We start from the raw sequence: 19,029 nt of genomic DNA on the forward strand, positions 1-19,029 counted from the left end.
TACTTACAATTTTTTAACGTTTCAACAATGCTTTTAAATTAGCGAGGTACTGCTGAGCCTGTTCTTTCGGATCAACATTGGGCGCCAGTTTCTTTTTACGACCATGCCATTCCAAATCATCTTGTGGCATCTCATCCAAGAAACGGCTTGGCGTCATTTGACGCATTTGTCCACCATTCTTACGCTGCTCGGCAAGAGTCAGTGTTAAACCTTGACGTGCACGGGTAATCCCCACATACATCAAACGGCGTTCTTCTTCGACGGTTTCCGATGCAATCGAGTTCTTATGTGGCAATAACTCTTCTTCCAGACCGATCATATACACATAAGGAAATTCCAAACCTTTTGCCGCATGTAGCGTCAACAAGTTCACCTTATCCGTATCTTCCTCTTCTTGTTGCTGCTCAAGCATATCCAACAGCACCAATTTACGGATCACACTTTCAATATTCTTCTCATCTACATCATCGGTACGATTCAATAGATTTTGAATACTGCTATACAAGCTTTCAATACTGTCGAGTTTGGTCTTCTCTTGTGCAGGTGTCGCAGCCTGTTCACGAATATAATCGATATAACCTGCTTCGTTGATCATCTGACGAACCTTTGGCATCGGTTCATCATCATCTAACAACTCGCGTGTAAATGTCGCAATAAAATCAGCGAACTCATGTAATTGAGTCGCAGCTTTTTTCGGCAATACCATGCTTAAGCGTTGGTCTGATGACGCAGTCAGCAAAGACAGTGTATTTTCCTGAGCAAATAAACCTAATTTCTCTAAAGTCACAGGACCAATGGCACGTTTTGGCGTATTAATAATACGTAAGAATGCACTGTCATCTTCAGGATTAATGATGAGACGTAAATAGCTCATCACATCTTTAATTTCGGCACGTGCGAAGAAGGATTGCCCACCCGACAATTTATAAGGGATCTGCATCTGACGCAGTTGGGTTTCAATCACACGGGCCTGAAAGTTACCGCGATACAGCACGGCATAATCTTTCCAGTTCTTACCATTCATCAGCTTATGTGTGATCAAGTCTTTCACCACACGTTCTGCTTCATCATCATCATTTAAACAAGTGATGACACGAATGGTTTCACCGTGACCTTTATCACTCCACAATTTTTTATCGAAAATATGTGGGTTATTTTCAATCACGGCATTGGCCGCTTTTAAGATACGGCTGGTCGAGCGATAATTCTGCTCCAGCTTAATCACTTTGAGATTATGGAAATCATCTTTCAATAAGGCCATATTTTCAGGCTTTGCACCACGCCAAGCATAGATGGATTGGTCATCGTCACCTACAGCGGTAAACTGCCCCATCACACCCACTAAAAGCTTAACCAAGGTATATTGGGCGGTGTTGGTATCCTGATATTCATCCACCAATAAATAGCGAACACGATTCTGCCATTTGTCACGGACTTCAGCATTTTCCTGAAGTAAACGCGTTGGCATTACGATCAAATCATCAAAATCAACTGCATTATAAGCACGTAAATTACGCTCATAGAGCTGATAAAGATGTGCAAATTGCACGTCTTCGACCGTTTCACAAGTTGAATGTGCTTGTTCTGGAACGATCAGATCGTTTTTCCAATCTGAAATTTTCTTCATTGCCTTAGCAAGCAGTTCTTTACTCTCTGCACCCGACAAATTGTCCCGCTGCATCAAATCCATCAAAATTCGTTTGCAGTCATCGGCATCTAAAATCGAGAAATTGTTTTTAAGCGGCAGATGTTTTAATTCTAAGCGGAGTAAATTTAAACCAAAAGTATGGAAAGTCGAAACCGAAAGTCCTTTTGCTTCTTCACGTGAAAGCAACTTTCCGACACGTTCTTTCATTTCACGTGCAGCTTTATTGGTAAAGGTCATTGCGGTAATACGATAGGCAGGAATACCGCACTGCTGCACCAAAAATGCAACTTTTCGGGTAATTACAGAAGTTTTACCTGAACCTGCACCTGCAAGTACCAGCAATGGCCCCTGAACATATTTCATGGCTTCAAGTTGCTTGTCATTGAGTTGACTGGCAGATGACATGGGACGTACCTCTCTCGTTTCCGAGCCTGTTTTTTCGAGCACAATTATAGACATCTCTGTTTTAGAATCCCAATAGTAAATCTAGGGATATGTATAAATTATGATGCCTTACACAAATACTACGCCATAGCTTGTCGTCTATATTTATATGCAATAAAAAAACCACCCGAAGGTGGTTTTTTTAAATTAGTAAAAAATTACTGTTTTGCATAAATGCTGATTTCAACACGACGGTTTTGCTCTTTACCAGAAGCAGTTGTGTTTGAAGCGATTGGGTTAGCTGAACCTAAACCTTGCGCATCAATACGGCTACCTGCAATACCTTGACCAGCTAAATAGTTTTTAACTGATTGAGCACGTGCTTGAGATAATGGGATATTGATTGAGTCATTACCCGTGTTATCTGTATAACCTGTTACAAGGATCGCACTCTTGTTATCTTCACCTAAAGTTTGCGCTACTTTATTCAAAGTACCGTAGAAGTTAGGTTTGATATTTGATTTGTTAGTATCAAACGTAATGCTACCTGGCATGATCAATTGTACAGAACCATCTGGGTTACGGCCTACTTCTACACCAGTACCCGCCATTTGCTCACGTAATTTTTTCTCTTTGTTGTCGAGGTATAAACCACCTGCACCACCAAGAATCGCACCAATTGCTGCAGCACGGTTGTTTTGCTTGCTTGAGTTTGCGTTACCCTTAGATACACCATAACCCGCAGCTGCACCAATTAATGCACCTAAAGCAGATTTGTCATACTCAACGCCGCCAATGTTATTACCTGTTGTTTGGCAACCAGAAAGTACCAATCCAGCCCCTACGAGTGTTGAAATTACTAATGCACGCATCGCGTAGCTCCTGTCTATGTATTTTGTTGTCTGGACAAATAATGAATGAGAAAATTAAGCTAGACCATTGATATTTTGTTAATAATAAACACTTTATTTATATTTTTGTAATATTTTGATGCATTTTACTTGAACAAAGCCACACAATCCCTTCATTGTTGTTGTTTTTAACATAAAAAATATTTTTAGAGACATTTGTCACAAAATACAATTTTACATTTTTTGGTTATCCAACAGAGAAAAATTCATAACTTTAGTTGAAAAAACAACCTAAACCACCTAAATATATAAAATTTGTCAGATCAGCCAAATATACAGTTGTATTTCAACTTCTGTTGTTTATAGTTGAACCATCTCTTTTCCAAATATCTGCACTCAAGGTTTGATTTATGTCTAACGCCAATAAAAAAGCGTCCTTATTGCAAAAAGTCAGTAAAGGATTAACCGTTAGTTCAGTCATCACAGGAAGTACATTTTTTCATGGCCCACCTGTACTGGCATTAGGTTTAACCAAATTATTTAAAAAATCTGCAAAAGTAGACGAAACCAATATTCAGATTACCAACAGTTGGTTAGGGGTAAATAACTGGTTAATTGACAATGTATTGCCAGATTTACACTGGGATATCAGTATTGATAAAAACCTCGATCTTAATTTACAAGGTCGATATCTCATGATGTGTAATCATCAAAGTTGGGTCGATACGACAGTGAATCAATACTTTGGCTTAACCCGTATGCCACTGACCCGCTTTTTCACCAAATGGGAACTTATTTTTATTCCTTTTGTGGGGCAAGCTTTCAAAATTTTGGGCTTCCCGATGATGAAGCGACATACCAAAGAACAAATTGCCAAAAATCCAGAACTTAAATCACGCGATATGCTTGAAGCACGTAAGGCGTGTGAACAATTACTTAGCCAGCCTTTTACTTTATTGAACTATTTAGAAGGCACACGTTTTACCCCAGAAAAGCATGCAAAACAACAATCACCTTATCAAAACCTGCTTAAACCCAAAGCTGGTGGTTTGGCTTTAGCATTGAATATTCTCGGTAATCAAATTGATGCTTTTGTAGATATGACCATTGTTTATCCTGATGGTGCTCCTGGTTACGGCGAGTTTTGGTTGGGAGACGTATCACGTATTGCTGTGGATTTACGTAAAATAGATATTCCAGAGTGGACACTCAATGGTAATTATGAAGATGACCCAGTTTATCGTGAATGCTTCCAAAAATGGGTGGATCAGATCTGGACTGAAAAAGATCAGTTAATCACACAAATGAAATCCAAGTATCACCAATAATCTCCTTAGGGATTGAGCACAAACATGACCCAGCAGGACTCAGGAAAAAACTCTAAATATAGCTATGTCAATCCGAGCAGTAAGTTCTTCAAGCTGTTCCTTGTCTATGACATTTTCATGGTGTTTATTATTGTTTTTAATTTGTTCTGCTTAGGCATGAACTTTTTCTTGATGAGTAATATTGGTGCATGGTTTTTTAATACCATTCACCTTGCAAATGTACTTGAATTTTATCGTACTTATTTACACCCCTGGGTCATTACCACCGAAGCTTGGTTTATCATCTTTTTGATTACGGAACTATCTATTCGCTGGTTTCTATCAATCGTACAAAAGCATCATGCACGTTGGTGGTTCTTTCCCTTTATTCATTGGTACGAAATCATTGCGATTATTCCCCATTTCCGTTTTCTACGACTATTTCGTGCAGGAATTATCGCCTACCGACTGCATGAGCTAGGCTATAAGGTCGTACCAGATGGTATTCGAGTCAAAGCTCTGTTTTACTATCGTGTCGTGATGGAGGAACTTTCTGATCGAGTTGTCATTACGGTCATTGATGGCATTCGACATGAACTTGAAACCAGTTCAAGTCATAAAAAAATTATCCATGATTTGGTTGATCATCATCGACAATTGTTTACTGTAACGCTTTCTTCAATGTTGCAGGAATCTTTAGCGACTGCTTTACAGCAACAACAACCAGTGATTACTCAAAAAGTAGGTGTCATTGTCAATCAAGCCATTGAAGATACGCCTGAACTGACGCAATTATTGCGCTTGATTCCAATTGTTGGTGGCCGAATCGAACAACAAATACAAAGTATTGGACAACGTTTAGGTGAAAATATTAGTGCAGGCTTAATTGAACCCTTTACTTCAGGTTCATCTCAAAGACCCAATGAAAATTATCAATTCATTGCAGAAAAAGTCAGCGAACTGAATATTGATAATCAGTACTTAGAAGAATTGGTCGAATCAGTGGTATTTGAAAGCCTTGAAGCGATTCGAAAACAAGTAAAAGTAAAGCAATGGCAGCAAACTTTGCAAGAATATGATCAATTGGATAAAAAAGCAGAGTGATTACAAGAAAAATTACCAATCAAGCTAGAGAATTCGTGTAATTTGTTCTAGCATTTGCTTTTATTTACAACTGCTTTAACACAATAGAGCGCTTAAAAAGCCCTGAAGGATAAATTATGGCTGATATACGGATTACGGGCAGAATGGTGAATTTTAGTCGACTGACTTTCGACACAAATGACCATAATGCAATCCGACAGCAACTTACCAGCACGCTGAATGAAGGTTCTTATCTCGGAACATTAGTCATTATAGACAGTACCGTTGAGCAAGAGCTCATTGCATTAATTCAGCTCTTAATCGATTTAGGTTTACAACCCATGGCTGTGATTGATGGCATTTTGGGTGATGAAGCGCGTGCGATTCAATTCCCTGTTCTTCCTACAGATCAACCGTTACAACGGATCAAAGCATCAAAAGAACAAGTGGTTGATCATGCTCCTACAAAAGCAGCCGATGATTCAGCAATACAAACACCACAAAAAAATACATCGAATGCGTATATCACCTCTTATCATGATGAGATTTTGCGGACAGGCCAATGTTTGGTACAAGATCAGGGCGATATTATCTTAAATGCTGGCATGAATAGTGGATCAGAAGTGATTGCATCTGGAAATATTCACATTTATGGTAATGCTCGTGGTAGAGTCATTGCAGGTGCAGGTGGACAAGCTGCGGCGCGTATTTTCTGCCATTCGCTCGAAGCAGAATTAATCTCTATTGCGGGGACCTATTGTGTAGCAGATGATATTCCTAAAGATATGATCAAAAAGCCTGTACATATTTATTTAAATAACAAGCAAGAACTTGAATTTGAAGCCTTGCAGTTTTAATTTAACGAAAGAAGTTTTAAAAGCACCAATAAGCCCTTTTAGGGGCGTATGACCATAAATAGGAGTGGATTCGGTGGCCAAAATTGTTGTCGTAACGTCAGGCAAAGGTGGTGTAGGTAAAACTACAACAAGTGCATCTTTTGCAACAGGTTTAGCCCTACGTGGTCATAAAACTGTTGTGATTGATTTCGATGTGGGTTTACGTAATCTTGATTTAATCATGGGCTGCGAACGCCGCGTAGTGTATGACTTTGTCAATGTCATTAATAATGAAGCACGCCTACAACAAGCACTCATCCGTGATAAAGAGATTGAGAACTTATACATTCTCCCAGCATCACAAACGCGTGATAAAGATGCCTTGAGCGATGAAGGTGTTGCACGTGTGATTGATGAACTTTCTCAAGAGTTCGATTACATCATCTGTGACTCACCTGCTGGTATCGAGCGCGGTGCAATTTTAGCAATGTATCATGCTGATGAAGCAATCATTGTAACAAACCCTGAAATTTCATCAGTACGTGACTCAGACCGTATTATTGGTATGCTGGACAGCAAGACCAAAAAAGTTGAACAAAACGAAGGTCGTATTCGTAAGCACTTATGTATTACACGTTTTAACCCAGAGCGTGCTGATAAACAAGAAATGCTTACGATCGATGATATTTCGAAAGATATTTTACGTGTGCCAACTTTGGGTGTCATCCCTGAGTGTCCGAGCGTACTTCAAGCATCAAACGAAGGTAAACCAGTGATTCTGTATACAGAAGAAAAAGCTGGACAAGCTTATGATGACTTAGTGGCTCGCTTCCTTGGCGAAGACCGTCCTTATCGACACATTGCAGTACAGCCAAAAGGTTGGTTAGCTAGACTATTTGGAGCGTAATTATGGCAGGATTCTGGAGTAAACTTTTTAGCAGTGATGAAAAACCATCAAGTGCACAAACTGCCAAAGATCGTTTAAAGGTAATTGTTGCCTCTGAACAAGGTTTAGGCCGTCGCCTAGGCCAAGACAAAATCGACCAGATGAAAAAAGAAATCATGCAGGTTGTGAGTCGTTATGTTCGTGGTGTGGATGAACAGCATATTCAAATGCAGGTTCGTTCAGAAGCAAATATCGAAATGTTAGAAATGAATATCAATTTACCTGAAGATCGATAGAAGTTTTTTCATTAGCGATTTTTCGCAAATAAAGGCAGAATACGCGGGTGGATTTGGAAAGTAGAACTTTCCCCACTTCAAGTATTTTGCCTTTATTATTTTATAAGACTGAGGAGATTGTCATGGCATTATCACAGCCAGCAACTTTCAATGAAGAATGGTCAGATGAGCGTGTGTTTGCCTACCTTAACCAACTTCCTCCAACTGGCGTAAATGCTGACTTTCATGTGCTCTATCATGCATTCAAACATATGCGTCCAAATGACTATGAACGCTTAATCATCCAGTTTTTGGCTGATGGTCGTGATCTCAATGCAACCAATCCAGAAGGTCAACGCATTCACGATGTGATTGCACAGTTCCCACGCCAAAAAGATGGTTTCTTGGAAGTCTTGGCAAAATTTGCCTAATTGCTTTCCCCAATAATGCCATATGATTTATCTGTGCTATCGCTATCAGATCTTAATGATGTGGCATTATCTAAAACCACCATGTCACCAATTTGTTGTAATTTATTAAAATAAAACCAAAACAATTCTATTTTCAAAGAAAGACAATGACAGACACGAACAATCATTTAATTGAATCACCTCCAATAAAATACCATGTTGCTGATCTAAAAATTATCAGCATGAAACGATTTATTATTTTATCCATCACTTCTTTTGGCTTATATCAAATTTGGTGGATGTTTAAAGCATGGCGTTTTTTTGCGATTAAAGATAATTTAAATATTATGCCTGCGCTACGTGCCATTTTTTCAATCTTCTTCTTATACGCACTGTTTAATAGGATTCAAGGCTATGCCCAAGAAAATGGTTATACACGATCATTCTCAGCCGCATGGATGTTCGCTGGCTACCTAGTGGTGACATTTGCCTCCCATCTGCCCGATCCTTATTGGTTGATTGCCCTATTCAATTTCATTTTCTTGATTCCTGCTTTTGTCACATTGAATTATGCCAAAACACACGCTGATCAAGTGAATAGCGTCATCCAAGAAAAGTTAAGTACTGCGCATCTAGTGATCATCATTTTTGGTTCGCTATGGTGGTTGCTCGTACTTGCAGGTTTAGTTATGGGGATTAGATAAAATCCCTTCGCCTCATATAAGACAAATAAAAAAGCCTCTATTGACTAGAGGCTTTTTAGCAAAGAGTTTTGATTAAACCAGAATATCACGCTTACCATTGGCGCCCATTGAGCTGACAATGCCATTCTCTTCCATTTGGTCAATAATACGAGCGGCACGGTTATAGCCGAGACTAAATTTACGCTGTAATGATGATGTTGATGCTTTACGTGTTTCTAGGACGAAGGAGACACATTGATCGTAAAGTGCATCACGACTTGGATCGCCATCGCCATCTTCAAAACCACGAGATGTTGGTTCTTCATCAAATGGCGTGAGAATTTCATCGACATAATCAGGCTCACCACGTTCGCGCCAAGCATCACAAATACGGTTGACCTCATCATCACTAATAAAGGCACCATGCACACGCTCAGGCTCGATTTTACCCGGTCCTAGGAACAGCATATCACCATGACCGAGTAAGTCTTCAGCACCACCTGCATCGAGAATGGTACGCGAGTCAATTTTACTGTTGACACGTAATGCAACACGGGTTGGGATATTGGCTTTAATCAAACCTGTAATTACATCGACCGAAGGACGTTGGGTTGCAAGTAATAGATGGATACCTGCTGCACGCGATTTCTGTGCCAAACGCGTAATCATTTCTTCCGCTTTTTTACCGACTTGCATGATCATATCAGCGAACTCATCGGCAACAATTACAATTGATGGTAATGGCGCTAAACGCGGTGCTCGCTCTCCCACAACTGAATCACTGGCTTTCCATGTTGGATCAATAAGATCTTCACCATTGGCAATCGCTTCTTCGACCTTACGGTTATAGTCGCTCAACTTACGAATTTTCAGGAATGACATCAGTTTATAACGGCGTTCCATTTCATTTACACACCAATTTAGCGCGCTGACGGCATCTTTCATATCCGTCACAACAGGCGTTAACAAATGTGGAATATCGTTATAGTTAGCTAACTCTAGCTGCTTTGGATCGATCAAAATTAAGCGTAACTGATCAGGTGTGTATTTCAGCAACATCGAAAGAATCATCGAGTTGACTGCAACTGATTTACCCGAACCTGTGGTTCCTGCAACCAGCATATGCGGTGCTTTGCCGAGGTCAGTAATTACTGGATTGCCTGAAATGTCTTTACCCATCGCCATAGAGAGCAAACCCGCAGGGTCTTCAAAAGCTGGCGTTTTCAATAACTCAATCAAGCGTACCATTTCACGGCTGCTATTCGGTACTTCAATTCCAATATACGGTTTACCCGGAATTACCTCAACCACACGAACAGAAGCCATCGACATAGAGCGGGCTAAATCACGGGAAATATTAGTGACTTTAGATGCTTTCACCCCTGGTGCAAGATCCAGTTCAAAACGTGTGACTACAGGACCTGGTTGCGCCTCTACCACCTGTGCTTTCACATTAAATTCTTGTAATTTAATTTCTAAAAGTTCAGAAAGACGTGACAATTGTTCAGCAGTGAAATTGACCTTTTTATTTGGATCCACATTATCAAGCAGCTCTAGGCCCGGCAAGGTTGGCAAATCAAGACGTTTTTTCGCCACTTGCATCGCACGCGACATCGGACGACCAAATGCATCTGTTAACGGTGCATCTAGGTCAAAATCATCTTCAATCTCTAAATCAGATTCAGGCTCTGCCTTACCTGCAGTTTCTTGCCAAGCTTCAATGAAAGCTTCTTTAGACAAGGTTTCTTTTGGTGCTGACTTAACTTCAATAGGTGCCTTCACGAAAGCAGAAGATTGTGCATAGCTTGTGGTTCGCGGACTGCTATTTTCATGCTCATCTTCCACGAGAAGATCATTAAAATCATCTCGTTCTTCATTAACGCTATTGTGGGTTTCATCTTGAGTTGGAGATGAATATGACTGCGTTGTTATTTCTGTTGATCGTGCAGACTCAGTAATTAGAGCTTCGATATCCGCTTCAAATTCAGCTTCAGGCACATGATGATTTGGTGCTGCTACAGGCTCTTGGGTAAATGGCGTATGTAAATCTGTTGCTGTCTTACTATTCGGTACCGCAGCCAACAACTCATCAAAGATTTGATCATCATTCCAATCTAAATTGCCTGTATTTGCTTGTTGTGTTAACGAATCTGTACGCGCTGCAGGCGCATAATGCGTAGCAGCATTGGCCGAATCATCTGCAGCTCTTAATAATGCATCAATCTCTTGTTTATGGCTCGCATCGTCATGTTGCAATGCACGCCATACCTCACCCGTTTGCACTAAACGTTGACTTTCTGTCTCAAACTGATGAGCTCGCTGTAGTGTCTGTTCAAAATCTTCAACCTGCTCTACAGCTTGTGGTTGGGAATTGTGCTGTTGCTCTTTCGCAACCACATCGGCAAATAATTTTTCAGCCATTAATTGATGATGTGAATCATCAATTTTAATCAGTTTTGCCTGAACTTGATTCGCTTTAGCGTCATTGGTCTCTGCTACAGGAGCAGACTCAGTTTGTACTTTATTCTTAATTGCTGGTGTATCGGCTGCGGCTAATTGCTCAGTCAGGTCATATGCAGACTCATGCTGTGGCACATTTTTATAGAATAAATCTTGTAAATAGGCCGGTGTATTTTTCAGAGTGATCCAGGTCTTGTTCCACTGAATCCCAAAAGCCAACGTAAGCAATAAAATACTGAATGCCAGTAAGAAAAGGGTTGCACCATAAATCGTTAATAATTGAGATAAACTCTGCCCCAACTCATAACCAATGATACCGCCTGCTGCATTGTCCAAGGTATCCGCTGGTGTATTCCAATGTAAATACAACAAACTTGAAATTGAAAGAATCAAGAAGAATTGGGCAGCATAACGAAATGGACGGTTTAAAAAGCTTCTTGGCCACCAGACCTGAATAGCCTCAATGAATAAGAACAGTGGAATGAGCAAACTCGCCCAGCCCAAAAATCCAAACAGTAAATCTGCGATCCAAGCACCTGCTACACCACTTGCATTTGAGACCTGCTGGGTATCACTGGAAATATGCATCCAGCCCGGATCAAATGGTGTATAAGTCACTGTGGCAAGAAATAAATAAATGCCAAAAGAAATCAAAAATAATGTCATTAAAAAGCGTTGTGCATAAACACTTGACACCGCAGTCATATACAGTCCTGTAACCCAATTCGTTATTTGTTAGTATCTTTTAAGGTCTAAATTACCTTAATCAATAAGTTTTATATTATGCACTCGTTCTTACAAAAAAGATGCACGATTGTTTACTGTTGTTGTTAACATCCTGCTCGGATATAGCTCAATTCGATTGAGTTAATCAGTATTATCCCGATGGATTTAGCCCACTCCCCTTCGGATTCACGTATAATTTTAGCAGTTTTGATATAAAAAGGATGTTCTTTAATGAGCGCTCGTCACTCACGGTTAATTATTTTGGGTTCTGGTCCTGCAGGTTATAGCGCAGCAGTCTATGCAGCACGTGCTAACCTTAAGCCAACACTGATTGCGGGTTTACAATTAGGTGGTCAATTAACAACGACTACTGAAGTTGATAACTGGCCAGGTGACCCAGAAGGATTAACTGGTCCTGTACTTATGGAGCGTATGCAGGCTCATGCAGAACGCTTTGGTACAGAAATTGTCTACGATCATATTAATGAAGTAGATCTTCAAACTCGTCCGTTCGTGCTCAAAGGCGATATGGAAGAGTACACATGTGATGCGTTGATTATTGCAACAGGCGCGACTGCACAATATTTAGGTCTTGAATCTGAAGCTGTATTTATGGGTCAAGGCGTGAGCGCATGTGCAACCTGTGATGGTTTCTTCTATAAGAACCAAAATGTCATGGTTGTTGGTGGTGGTAACACTGCGGTTGAAGAAGCACTCTATCTTTCAAATATCGCAGCACATGTAACACTGGTTCACCGTCGTGACAGCTTGCGTTCTGAAAAGATCTTACAAGACCATCTTTTTGCCAAAGAAAAAGAAGGCAAAATCAGCATTATCTGGAACCACCAAGTGGATGAAGTCTTGGGTGACAAAACTGGTGTAACCGCAGTTCGTATTCAATCAACTCAAGATGCAAGTACACAAGATATTCAAGTTCAAGGCTTGTTTGTTGCAATCGGACATAAACCGAATACGGGTATGTTTGATGGCCAACTTAACTTACGTGATGGCTATATCCAAGTACATAGCGGTACTGCGGGCAATGCAACAGCTGCATCAATTGAAGGTGTATTTGCTGCGGGTGACGTTGCAGATAGTATCTATCGCCAAGCGATTACCTCTGCAGGTTCAGGCTGTATGGCAGCATTAGATGCAGAGAAATATCTCGATAATTTAAACTAATCGGGCCAAAATTTAAAAACCACCAGACATTGGTGGTTTTTTTATGCCTGCATCCCTACAATCAAAAAATGATGACTTTTTGAATGTAAATTTTTTAGATAATTGATAGGGTAAATAAATGACAACAACATGGACCAATGGCTACCAAACTGAAGTAAATTATACCTACGGTTATTATCGAGACCTCAGCCCGAATTTCCAAAAGTTTTGCTTATTACTCAATGGTATTGATAGTCCCGACTTTCAGGAAAATCAAACACATTGTGAACTTGGTTTTGGTCAAGGTGTCAGCATCAATATTCATGCAACCTGTAACGAAGCAAAGTTTTACGGCACAGACTTCAATCCTGCTCATGCAGCACATGCTAACCAATTAGCAGAACACAGTAAGACTGAGCATTATTTTTATGATGATAGCTTTGAAGAGTTGCTGAATCGCCAAGATTTGCCCATGTTTGACTCGATCAGTTTGCACGGCATCTGGAGCTGGATCAGCTATGAGAACCAGCACATTATTTTAAAATTTATCCGTAAATTCTTAAAACCGAATGGTATTGTCTATATCAGCTATAACTGTGTCACAGGTTGGGCTGCCAATATGCCAATCCGTGAGCTGTTCCATAGCCACTTCAAGTTCAATAGCAAAAGTACCAATCCCCTACAAAAGGTCAGTGAAGCCCTCAGCGTCAGTGAAGACCTACTTAAACAAAATCCAATTTTTGCACAGCGTAATCCCAATGCCGTACAAAAAGTCGCGGATTTAAAACAGCAAAATCCGAATTATTTGATTCATGAATATTTAAATCAAGATTGGCAATGTTTTTCTTTCCAGCAAATTGTGAGGATTTTAGATGAAATCAAACTATCTTATGCAGGTTCAACCGATCTAAGTACTCACTTAGATAACATCAATTTTTCAGAACAACACCAAGCTTTTTTGAATGCGATTGAACACCCAATTTTCAAAGAACAATGCCGCGACTATTTTGCCAACACGCAATTTAGACGTGACCTATTTATTCGCGGTAAAAACAATTTAACCCCATTACAGGTACAAGAGCGACTGCGTAACACAGCTTTTGTATTGCTCACAGCTAAGGAACAACTGCCAACCAATATCAATGGCTTATTAGGCACCTTTAATTTAATCGAGGAAATCTACACACCAATTGGTGATAAATTCGCACAGGAAAACTATCGACCGCTGACGATTGCCGAATTAGAACAAAGTTTCCCACAATTAAATTATGCAAAGATCCTCAATGCACTAGTAATTTTGTCTCACTTAGGCTTGGCTCAACCTTGTCAAAGATTAGAACCCAAACAAGAAACATTGCAACAGTGTCATCGCTTAAATCATTATTTACTCAAACAAGCTAGTTTTCATCAGAATTATAGTGTTTTGATTAGTCCACTTACCGGTATTGGTATTCCAACTGAGCATTTCCATCAATTGTTCTATCGTGCACATTTTATTGATGGCTTAGCGTCAGCGAGTGACTTTGCACAATATGTTCAAGATGTCATCATTCAACTGAATTGGTTGGTCTTGGACAGTGACGGAAAAACCGTTACTGATCGAGAAAAAAGTCTCGAAATTATTCAAGCCAAAGCGCAGCTTTTCTTGGATAGTAACAAACTACAAATTGCTAAACAGCTACGCTTATTTAATTAAACTCACAAAGGGAATGACAATGCCAAAGATTGCCATTCCCTACAACTTCAGTTAGCTTAGAATCATTCTTATTTGCTTTTTCTGATCATGCAACAGCTTCCATCCTCGCAATATATCTTCCCCAATCCAATTGAAGCAGATCCAGAAGGTCAAGGATTTATCTGCATCGGCGCAGACCTTTCACCCTCAACTTTATTTGAAGCCTATACGCATGGCTTATTTCCTTGGTTTAATGAAGACGAGCCAATTTGCTGGTGGAGTCCTGAACCACGTTGCATTATCGAACCACATGCTTACAAACCAAGTAAATCTTTAATTCGAAATATGAAAAAGCATGATTATCGAATTACCATTAACCATGCTTTTGAAGACGTGATTCGTTCTTGTTCATTGCCGCGTAGCTATGCCAATGAAACATGGATTAGTGAAGATATCATTGCAGGCTATTGCGCCTTGTTCCAAGCAGGATATGCGTACAGTGTTGAAGTCTGGCAGCAAGATAACTTGGTTGGCGGACTCTATGGTGTCAGTATCGGCAAAGGCTGCTTTGGAGAGTCCATGTTTAGTACTGAAACCGATGTTTCTAAAATGGCTTTCTATACTTTAATGCTGATTGGGCAAGAAAATCAGTTGCCGTGGATTGATTGCCAATTGGTCAATGATCACCTTTTAAGCCTCGGTGCGAGTACACTTTCTCGCCAAGCCTACCTTAAATCGTTACAAGATGTAATTATTGCCCCCTCTATCAATTGGAAAAGTTATCAAGAACGTGTATTTTCAAGTAAAACAATAGCAGTTTTTGCAAAATTAGACGGTTAACGGATGAACACCTTGGAGGGACAGATTAATGAAATCATATCAACCCAAGTCCCTTTTAAATGACTTACAGTACTATATTACGCCACCGCACGACTGCAGTTATCTTGATAACAAATCAGCGCGAATGGTATTCCTTGATCCAATTCACCGTATCGATGTGGTGACTTTGTCAGAACTTTCTCGTGTTGGTTTTCGTCGTAGCGGTGATTTTGTCTATCGTCCTGAATGTCACTTATGTCGCCAATGCTTATCTTGCCGTGTTCCTGTGCAAGAATTTAAAATGAACAGTAGCCAAAAAAAAGCATGGAAGCGCAATCAAGATTTGCAAATGAGTATTTTGCCGACCTCGCAAGCCACTCAACAACACTACGACTTATATGAACGTTATATCAATGAACGTCACTCAGATGGTGATATGTATCCTGCCAGTCTGGATCAGTTTGAAAAATTTCTGGTGCATAGCTGCACAGAAAGTTTCTTTATTGAACTATGGAAAGACCAAAAACTGATTGGTGTTTCAACCTGTGATTTGATGGATGACGGACTGTCAGCCGTTTATACCTTCTTTGATCCAGATGAACAACGTCGGTCTTTAGGTGTGTTTGCGATCCTTAAACAAATCGAATATGTACGTACATTGAACCTAGACTATTTATATCTAGGCTACTGGGTGCCGCATTCACCCAAAATGAATTATAAATCGCAATATACGCCACTCGAATTATTACTTGATGGGCAATGGCGTCGACTCAATCGTCCACTCTCTGAAAATGAAATCCATCAACTTGGAAATTCATTGATGAGTACGCTACCTTCTGAATGGAATAATTTAATTATTAAATAACGCTGCAAAATCATCAGTGCATGTTTTGACCATAATCACAGCATGCTCTCTTGAACCATCGGGGTTTGGATAATAATTTTTACGCAAATCTATTTGGTGAAAACCTGACTTTTCATACAAACGAATTGCGGCTGTATTGCTCTCACGAACTTCCAGAAAAATCTGGATCGGATTATTTTTTAATTGCTGTATTGAACTTTCTAATAATTCATAACCCAGTCCTTTGCCCTGTTGGCTTGGGTGAATCGCCATCAACAATAAATTCGCTTCGTCCAAAACTGGCTGCAAAATACAGAAACCCACCACTTGATTGGCTTGCTCATACACCGTACATTGATAAGAGGCGAAAGATTCCTGAAACTGCTGCTTCGACCATGGATGTGTTTGAACTAAAGCTTCAATTGCAGAAACACGATCTAAATCTTTTTCTTGCATCAATCGAATCACGATCTGCTACTCTATAAAATACTGCTGCAGATTATCAGCAATTTAAAGCAAAATTTGAATAAAAAAATGGGCAGTTTTGACTGCCCATTGAAGTTAACTTAGATTAAAACCCAACTCAGCACGCCATTTATTCAGCAACGCAGTCGTATCTTGATCGTTTGGATGAAATTTCGGTCTTAAAAAATCCAATAAGGTTGGGATTTGGCGAGTCATAAAGCCTTTATAGCCATACATGAATTTGATCATGTATTTGGTATCACGCCATGTTAATTTGCCATCAGTTCGCAAAAGTTTTGCCGTGAAATAAGATTGAGTGATAAAGATCAAACCCATCGCAATGACTAAAGCCAATGAACGCATAAAATACGCTTTAGGGCCTTGTCCATACATCGCTTCATAGACATCAAAGGCGACTGCCTTATGTTCATTTTCTTCTACTGCGTGCCACATCCATAAGTGATACATAGTTTGATCCATAAACATCGCTTGGATGTCTGGATTACTTAATAGTTCTTCTGCAATGGTAGAAGTAAAGTGCTCTAAGGCACACGTTCCAGTAAGCCCAATCATCTCTTTACTAAAACCAAATGGCTTTAGTACTTTTGAAGCAACACCTATAGTGCGATTAATCAAACGTCCAGTTTGAGCTTCTAACTCACGAACATCATAACCATAAGCTTGAGCCGAAGCATTAAAAGCCAAATGCTCTTTGGAATGCATCGCTTCTTGACCAATAAAGGCACTAATCTCTTTCTGCAGTCGCTGATCTGCCAATTTAGGGTCATTACGTACTGCACGGGTACTATTTACAAAGAATTGCTCACCTTCAGGAAATAGTGCCGAAAGTGCAGTCATAAAATGTGTAAGTGCAGCATCACCATTGGCCCAATAACGTGGCACTTCACCAAATTCAAAATCCATTCGGCGTACGGGAAAGCTGGCACCAGCACGGTTTGAAATATTAACTTTAGCATTCATACCTTGTTCTCCTATACGATGAATACGCTTTATTGATTATTTTATATACTTTATTTATACGCCCTTTTCAGCTCATCCAATAAGTGCAGATAAGGTCAGAAAAGCATCATCTGAGGACATGTCGCCTTGCTCAAAATCCTGTATGAAATGAAAGATTAAAATAAAAAAGGGACAAAATTAATTGTCCCCTTTTCAGGAATTTCGAGGCAAGAATAGGGAGAATTTACAAGCCTAATTTTGCCTTCCAATCTTGCAATAATTGCACAGTATCTAAGTCATTAGGATGGAAACCAGGCTTGAAGTACGCCAACATTTCACCCGCCATTCCAGAAATAATTCCTTTCGATGGACTATAGGCATATTGATAAATCATGCCTAGCTCTTTGAGGTTTAATTTTCCATCATCTTTCAATAATTTCAATACGAATGAAGATTGAGTCAAGAAAATTGCAACCATCGAAACAACCAGTGCAGTATTACGTAACGCGTAGGCCTTTACGCCACGACCAAAAATTTCTTCATACACATCATAAGCAACTGCCTTATGTTCATTTTCTTCTACCGCATGCCATAACCACATATATTCCATGGTCTTGTCTTGCATTAATTCTTGAATATGCGGATTACGCAATAATTCTGAAGCAATGGTTGCAGTAAAATGTTCGAGTGCTGTAGTTGCAGTCAAATCCACCATTTCTTGTGTCATGCCAAATGGCTTAACCAATTTAGCAAATAGTTTACGGCCTGTTTGAATCACGACACCTGTTCTTCGTTCAAGTGTCTCGACATCATGACCATACTTCTGAGCTGAAGCATTAAAGTTGACATGCTCTTGAGTATGCATCGCCTCTTGCCCAATAAAAGCACTAATTTCTTTTTGCAGCTTTTCATTGTCTTTAATGGCTGGGTGGTAACGTACAGCACGCACTGAGTCGATAAATAGCTTTTCACCATCTGGAAATAGCGCAGATAAACCTGTCATAAAATGAGTTAATCCAGCAGAACCACTGACCCAATATTCAGGAACTTCATTAAAATCAAAATTCATACGACGTACTGGGAAACTTGCACCTGCACGATTCGAAACATTCACTTTAGCATTCATGCTGCCTACTCCTTTTCAGTGGAATATCTCCACTGAGCACTTTTGTTCGTTTTCTTGAGTTTTATATTACGTTTTTATACGAATCAATTAAGTGCAGTTTAGGACAGCGTGGTATCAGTTTAGGACATGAGGAGGAAATTTTAATTAATTATTAAAATTTCCGACGCAAGAGAAAAAGAAAACCAATGAAACTACTTTTCTGACGTAAAGGAAAAATTTAATTGAATATTTGATTTTAGATATAAGAAAACCACAGACATAAAAAAACACCCCAGAGGGGTGTTTTTTTATCACTCTAAGCGATTATGCAGTTACTTTAGCAACAACACCAGCGCCTACAGTACGACCACCTTCACGGATCGCAAAACGTAGACCTGGGTCCATTGCGATCGGGTGAATTAATTCTACTGACATCTCAACGTTGTCACCA

The 19,029-nt window shown here is 39.8% G+C and carries 17 protein-coding genes and 1 pseudogene; 11 read left to right on the forward strand and 7 right to left on the reverse strand.

Annotation, left to right across the window (positions count from 1 at the left end; all coding sequences use genetic code 11):
- Positions 1-13: 13 nt before the first annotated feature.
- Both rep and GBI66_RS01975 read right to left on the reverse strand, forming a co-directional pair.
- Positions 14-2,053: a DNA helicase Rep gene (rep, locus tag GBI66_RS01970; RefSeq protein ID WP_004805171.1), complete on the reverse strand. Its 2,040-nt coding sequence runs from the start codon at positions 2,051-2,053 to the stop codon at positions 14-16.
- Between the two features lie 197 nt (positions 2,054-2,250).
- Complete coding sequence (locus tag GBI66_RS01975; protein ID WP_005150975.1) at positions 2,251-2,904, reverse strand: OmpA family protein; 654 nt, start codon at positions 2,902-2,904, stop codon at positions 2,251-2,253.
- A gap of 389 nt (positions 2,905-3,293) precedes the next feature.
- Here GBI66_RS01975 and GBI66_RS01980 point away from each other — a divergent pair, with 389 nt between their 5' ends.
- The 7 genes from GBI66_RS01980 to GBI66_RS02010 all read left to right on the forward strand — a co-directional run bounded on the left by GBI66_RS01980 (position 3,294) and on the right by GBI66_RS02010 (position 8,384).
- Positions 3,294-4,211, forward strand: a complete 918-nt coding sequence (locus GBI66_RS01980; protein WP_151714988.1) for an acyltransferase — start codon at positions 3,294-3,296, stop codon at positions 4,209-4,211.
- A 24-nt stretch (positions 4,212-4,235) separates the two neighbouring features.
- Entirely contained in the window at positions 4,236-5,294 is a 1,059-nt protein-coding gene (locus tag GBI66_RS01985; RefSeq protein ID WP_151714989.1) for a preprotein translocase subunit SecA, read from the forward strand.
- A gap of 116 nt (positions 5,295-5,410) precedes the next feature.
- A complete protein-coding gene (minC, locus tag GBI66_RS01990) occupies positions 5,411-6,130 on the forward strand; it encodes a septum site-determining protein MinC (RefSeq protein WP_151714990.1) in 720 nt (239 codons plus the stop codon).
- A gap of 73 nt (positions 6,131-6,203) precedes the next feature.
- Positions 6,204-7,016 carry a septum site-determining protein MinD gene (gene minD, locus GBI66_RS01995; RefSeq protein ID WP_004805162.1) on the forward strand — a complete coding sequence of 271 codons (813 nt, stop codon included), beginning with the start codon at positions 6,204-6,206 and terminating at the stop codon, positions 7,014-7,016.
- Between the two features lie 2 nt (positions 7,017-7,018).
- On the forward strand, positions 7,019-7,291 hold the full coding sequence (minE, locus tag GBI66_RS02000; RefSeq protein WP_004655180.1) for a cell division topological specificity factor MinE: 273 nt from the start codon (positions 7,019-7,021) through the stop codon (positions 7,289-7,291).
- 122 nt (positions 7,292-7,413) lie between these two features.
- The gene (locus tag GBI66_RS02005; protein ID WP_004805161.1) at positions 7,414-7,701 is read left to right on the forward strand and encodes a PA4642 family protein; all 288 of its coding nucleotides are present in this window, start codon (positions 7,414-7,416) and stop codon (positions 7,699-7,701) included.
- Between the two features lie 146 nt (positions 7,702-7,847).
- Positions 7,848-8,384, forward strand: a complete 537-nt coding sequence (locus GBI66_RS02010; RefSeq protein ID WP_151714991.1) for a hypothetical protein — start codon at positions 7,848-7,850, stop codon at positions 8,382-8,384.
- Positions 8,385-8,456: 72 nt separating this feature from the next.
- Here GBI66_RS02010 and GBI66_RS02015 read toward each other — a convergent pair whose 3' ends face one another.
- Positions 8,457-11,528: a DNA translocase FtsK gene (locus tag GBI66_RS02015; RefSeq protein ID WP_151714992.1), complete on the reverse strand. Its 3,072-nt coding sequence runs from the start codon at positions 11,526-11,528 to the stop codon at positions 8,457-8,459.
- Positions 11,529-11,780: 252 nt separating this feature from the next.
- On the opposite strand from GBI66_RS02015, the gene trxB reads away from it, so the two are divergent.
- The 4 genes from trxB to GBI66_RS02035 all read left to right on the forward strand — a co-directional run bounded on the left by trxB (position 11,781) and on the right by GBI66_RS02035 (position 16,069).
- On the forward strand, positions 11,781-12,731 hold the full coding sequence (gene trxB, locus GBI66_RS02020) for a thioredoxin-disulfide reductase (RefSeq protein WP_151714993.1): 951 nt from the start codon (positions 11,781-11,783) through the stop codon (positions 12,729-12,731).
- 118 nt (positions 12,732-12,849) lie between these two features.
- Positions 12,850-14,406 carry a class I SAM-dependent methyltransferase gene (locus tag GBI66_RS02025; RefSeq protein ID WP_151714994.1) on the forward strand — a complete coding sequence of 519 codons (1,557 nt, stop codon included), beginning with the start codon at positions 12,850-12,852 and terminating at the stop codon, positions 14,404-14,406.
- A gap of 87 nt (positions 14,407-14,493) precedes the next feature.
- A complete protein-coding gene (gene aat / locus GBI66_RS02030; RefSeq protein WP_151714995.1) occupies positions 14,494-15,225 on the forward strand; it encodes a leucyl/phenylalanyl-tRNA--protein transferase in 732 nt (243 codons plus the stop codon).
- 28 nt (positions 15,226-15,253) lie between these two features.
- Entirely contained in the window at positions 15,254-16,069 is an 816-nt protein-coding gene (locus GBI66_RS02035; protein WP_004805148.1) for an arginyltransferase, read from the forward strand.
- On the opposite strand, the gene rimI is transcribed toward GBI66_RS02035, so the two are convergent.
- The 4 genes and pseudogenes from rimI to GBI66_RS02055 form a co-directional block, all read right to left on the reverse strand.
- A complete protein-coding gene (rimI, locus tag GBI66_RS02040; RefSeq protein ID WP_212749405.1) occupies positions 16,055-16,516 on the reverse strand; it encodes a ribosomal protein S18-alanine N-acetyltransferase in 462 nt (153 codons plus the stop codon). The two genes, GBI66_RS02035 and rimI, sit on opposite strands and share 15 nt — an antisense overlap.
- Positions 16,517-16,609: 93 nt before the next feature.
- Complete coding sequence (locus tag GBI66_RS02045) at positions 16,610-17,494, reverse strand: metal-dependent hydrolase (protein ID WP_151714996.1); 885 nt, start codon at positions 17,492-17,494, stop codon at positions 16,610-16,612.
- Between the two features lie 223 nt (positions 17,495-17,717).
- Entirely contained in the window at positions 17,718-18,599 is an 882-nt protein-coding gene (locus GBI66_RS02050; protein ID WP_005210941.1) for a metal-dependent hydrolase, read from the reverse strand.
- Between the two features lie 303 nt (positions 18,600-18,902).
- Positions 18,903-19,029 (reverse strand): annotated as a pseudogene (locus GBI66_RS02055) (elongation factor Tu); the annotation flags it as partial.

It is taken from the genome of Acinetobacter sp. TUM15071 (assembly GCF_008980925.1).
Taxonomy (GTDB): Bacteria; Pseudomonadota; Gammaproteobacteria; order Pseudomonadales; family Moraxellaceae; genus Acinetobacter; species Acinetobacter dispersus.

What these genes read in the sequence shown, in the direction of transcription:
- minE (WP_004655180.1), top strand. Translation starts at nt 7,019, where the DNA reads ATGGCAGGATTCTGGAGTAAACTTTTTAGCAGTGATGAAAAACCATCA.
- GBI66_RS01975 (WP_005150975.1), bottom strand. Translation starts at nt 2,904, where the DNA reads ATGCGTGCATTAGTAATTTCAACACTCGTAGGGGCTGGATTGGTACTT.
- aat (WP_151714995.1), top strand. Translation starts at nt 14,494, where the DNA reads ATGCAACAGCTTCCATCCTCGCAATATATCTTCCCCAATCCAATTGAA.
- GBI66_RS02015 (WP_151714992.1), bottom strand. Translation starts at nt 11,528, where the DNA reads ATGACTGCGGTGTCAAGTGTTTATGCACAACGCTTTTTAATGACATTA.
- GBI66_RS02025 (WP_151714994.1), top strand. Translation starts at nt 12,850, where the DNA reads ATGACAACAACATGGACCAATGGCTACCAAACTGAAGTAAATTATACC.
- trxB (WP_151714993.1), top strand. Translation starts at nt 11,781, where the DNA reads ATGAGCGCTCGTCACTCACGGTTAATTATTTTGGGTTCTGGTCCTGCA.
- GBI66_RS02005 (WP_004805161.1), top strand. Translation starts at nt 7,414, where the DNA reads ATGGCATTATCACAGCCAGCAACTTTCAATGAAGAATGGTCAGATGAG.
- GBI66_RS02035 (WP_004805148.1), top strand. Translation starts at nt 15,254, where the DNA reads ATGAAATCATATCAACCCAAGTCCCTTTTAAATGACTTACAGTACTAT.
- GBI66_RS01980 (WP_151714988.1), top strand. Translation starts at nt 3,294, where the DNA reads ATGTCTAACGCCAATAAAAAAGCGTCCTTATTGCAAAAAGTCAGTAAA.
- GBI66_RS02045 (WP_151714996.1), bottom strand. Translation starts at nt 17,494, where the DNA reads ATGAATGCTAAAGTTAATATTTCAAACCGTGCTGGTGCCAGCTTTCCC.
- GBI66_RS02050 (WP_005210941.1), bottom strand. Translation starts at nt 18,599, where the DNA reads ATGAATGCTAAAGTGAATGTTTCGAATCGTGCAGGTGCAAGTTTCCCA.
- minC (WP_151714990.1), top strand. Translation starts at nt 5,411, where the DNA reads ATGGCTGATATACGGATTACGGGCAGAATGGTGAATTTTAGTCGACTG.
- GBI66_RS02010 (WP_151714991.1), top strand. Translation starts at nt 7,848, where the DNA reads ATGACAGACACGAACAATCATTTAATTGAATCACCTCCAATAAAATAC.
- GBI66_RS01985 (WP_151714989.1), top strand. Translation starts at nt 4,236, where the DNA reads ATGACCCAGCAGGACTCAGGAAAAAACTCTAAATATAGCTATGTCAAT.
- rep (WP_004805171.1), bottom strand. Translation starts at nt 2,053, where the DNA reads ATGTCATCTGCCAGTCAACTCAATGACAAGCAACTTGAAGCCATGAAA.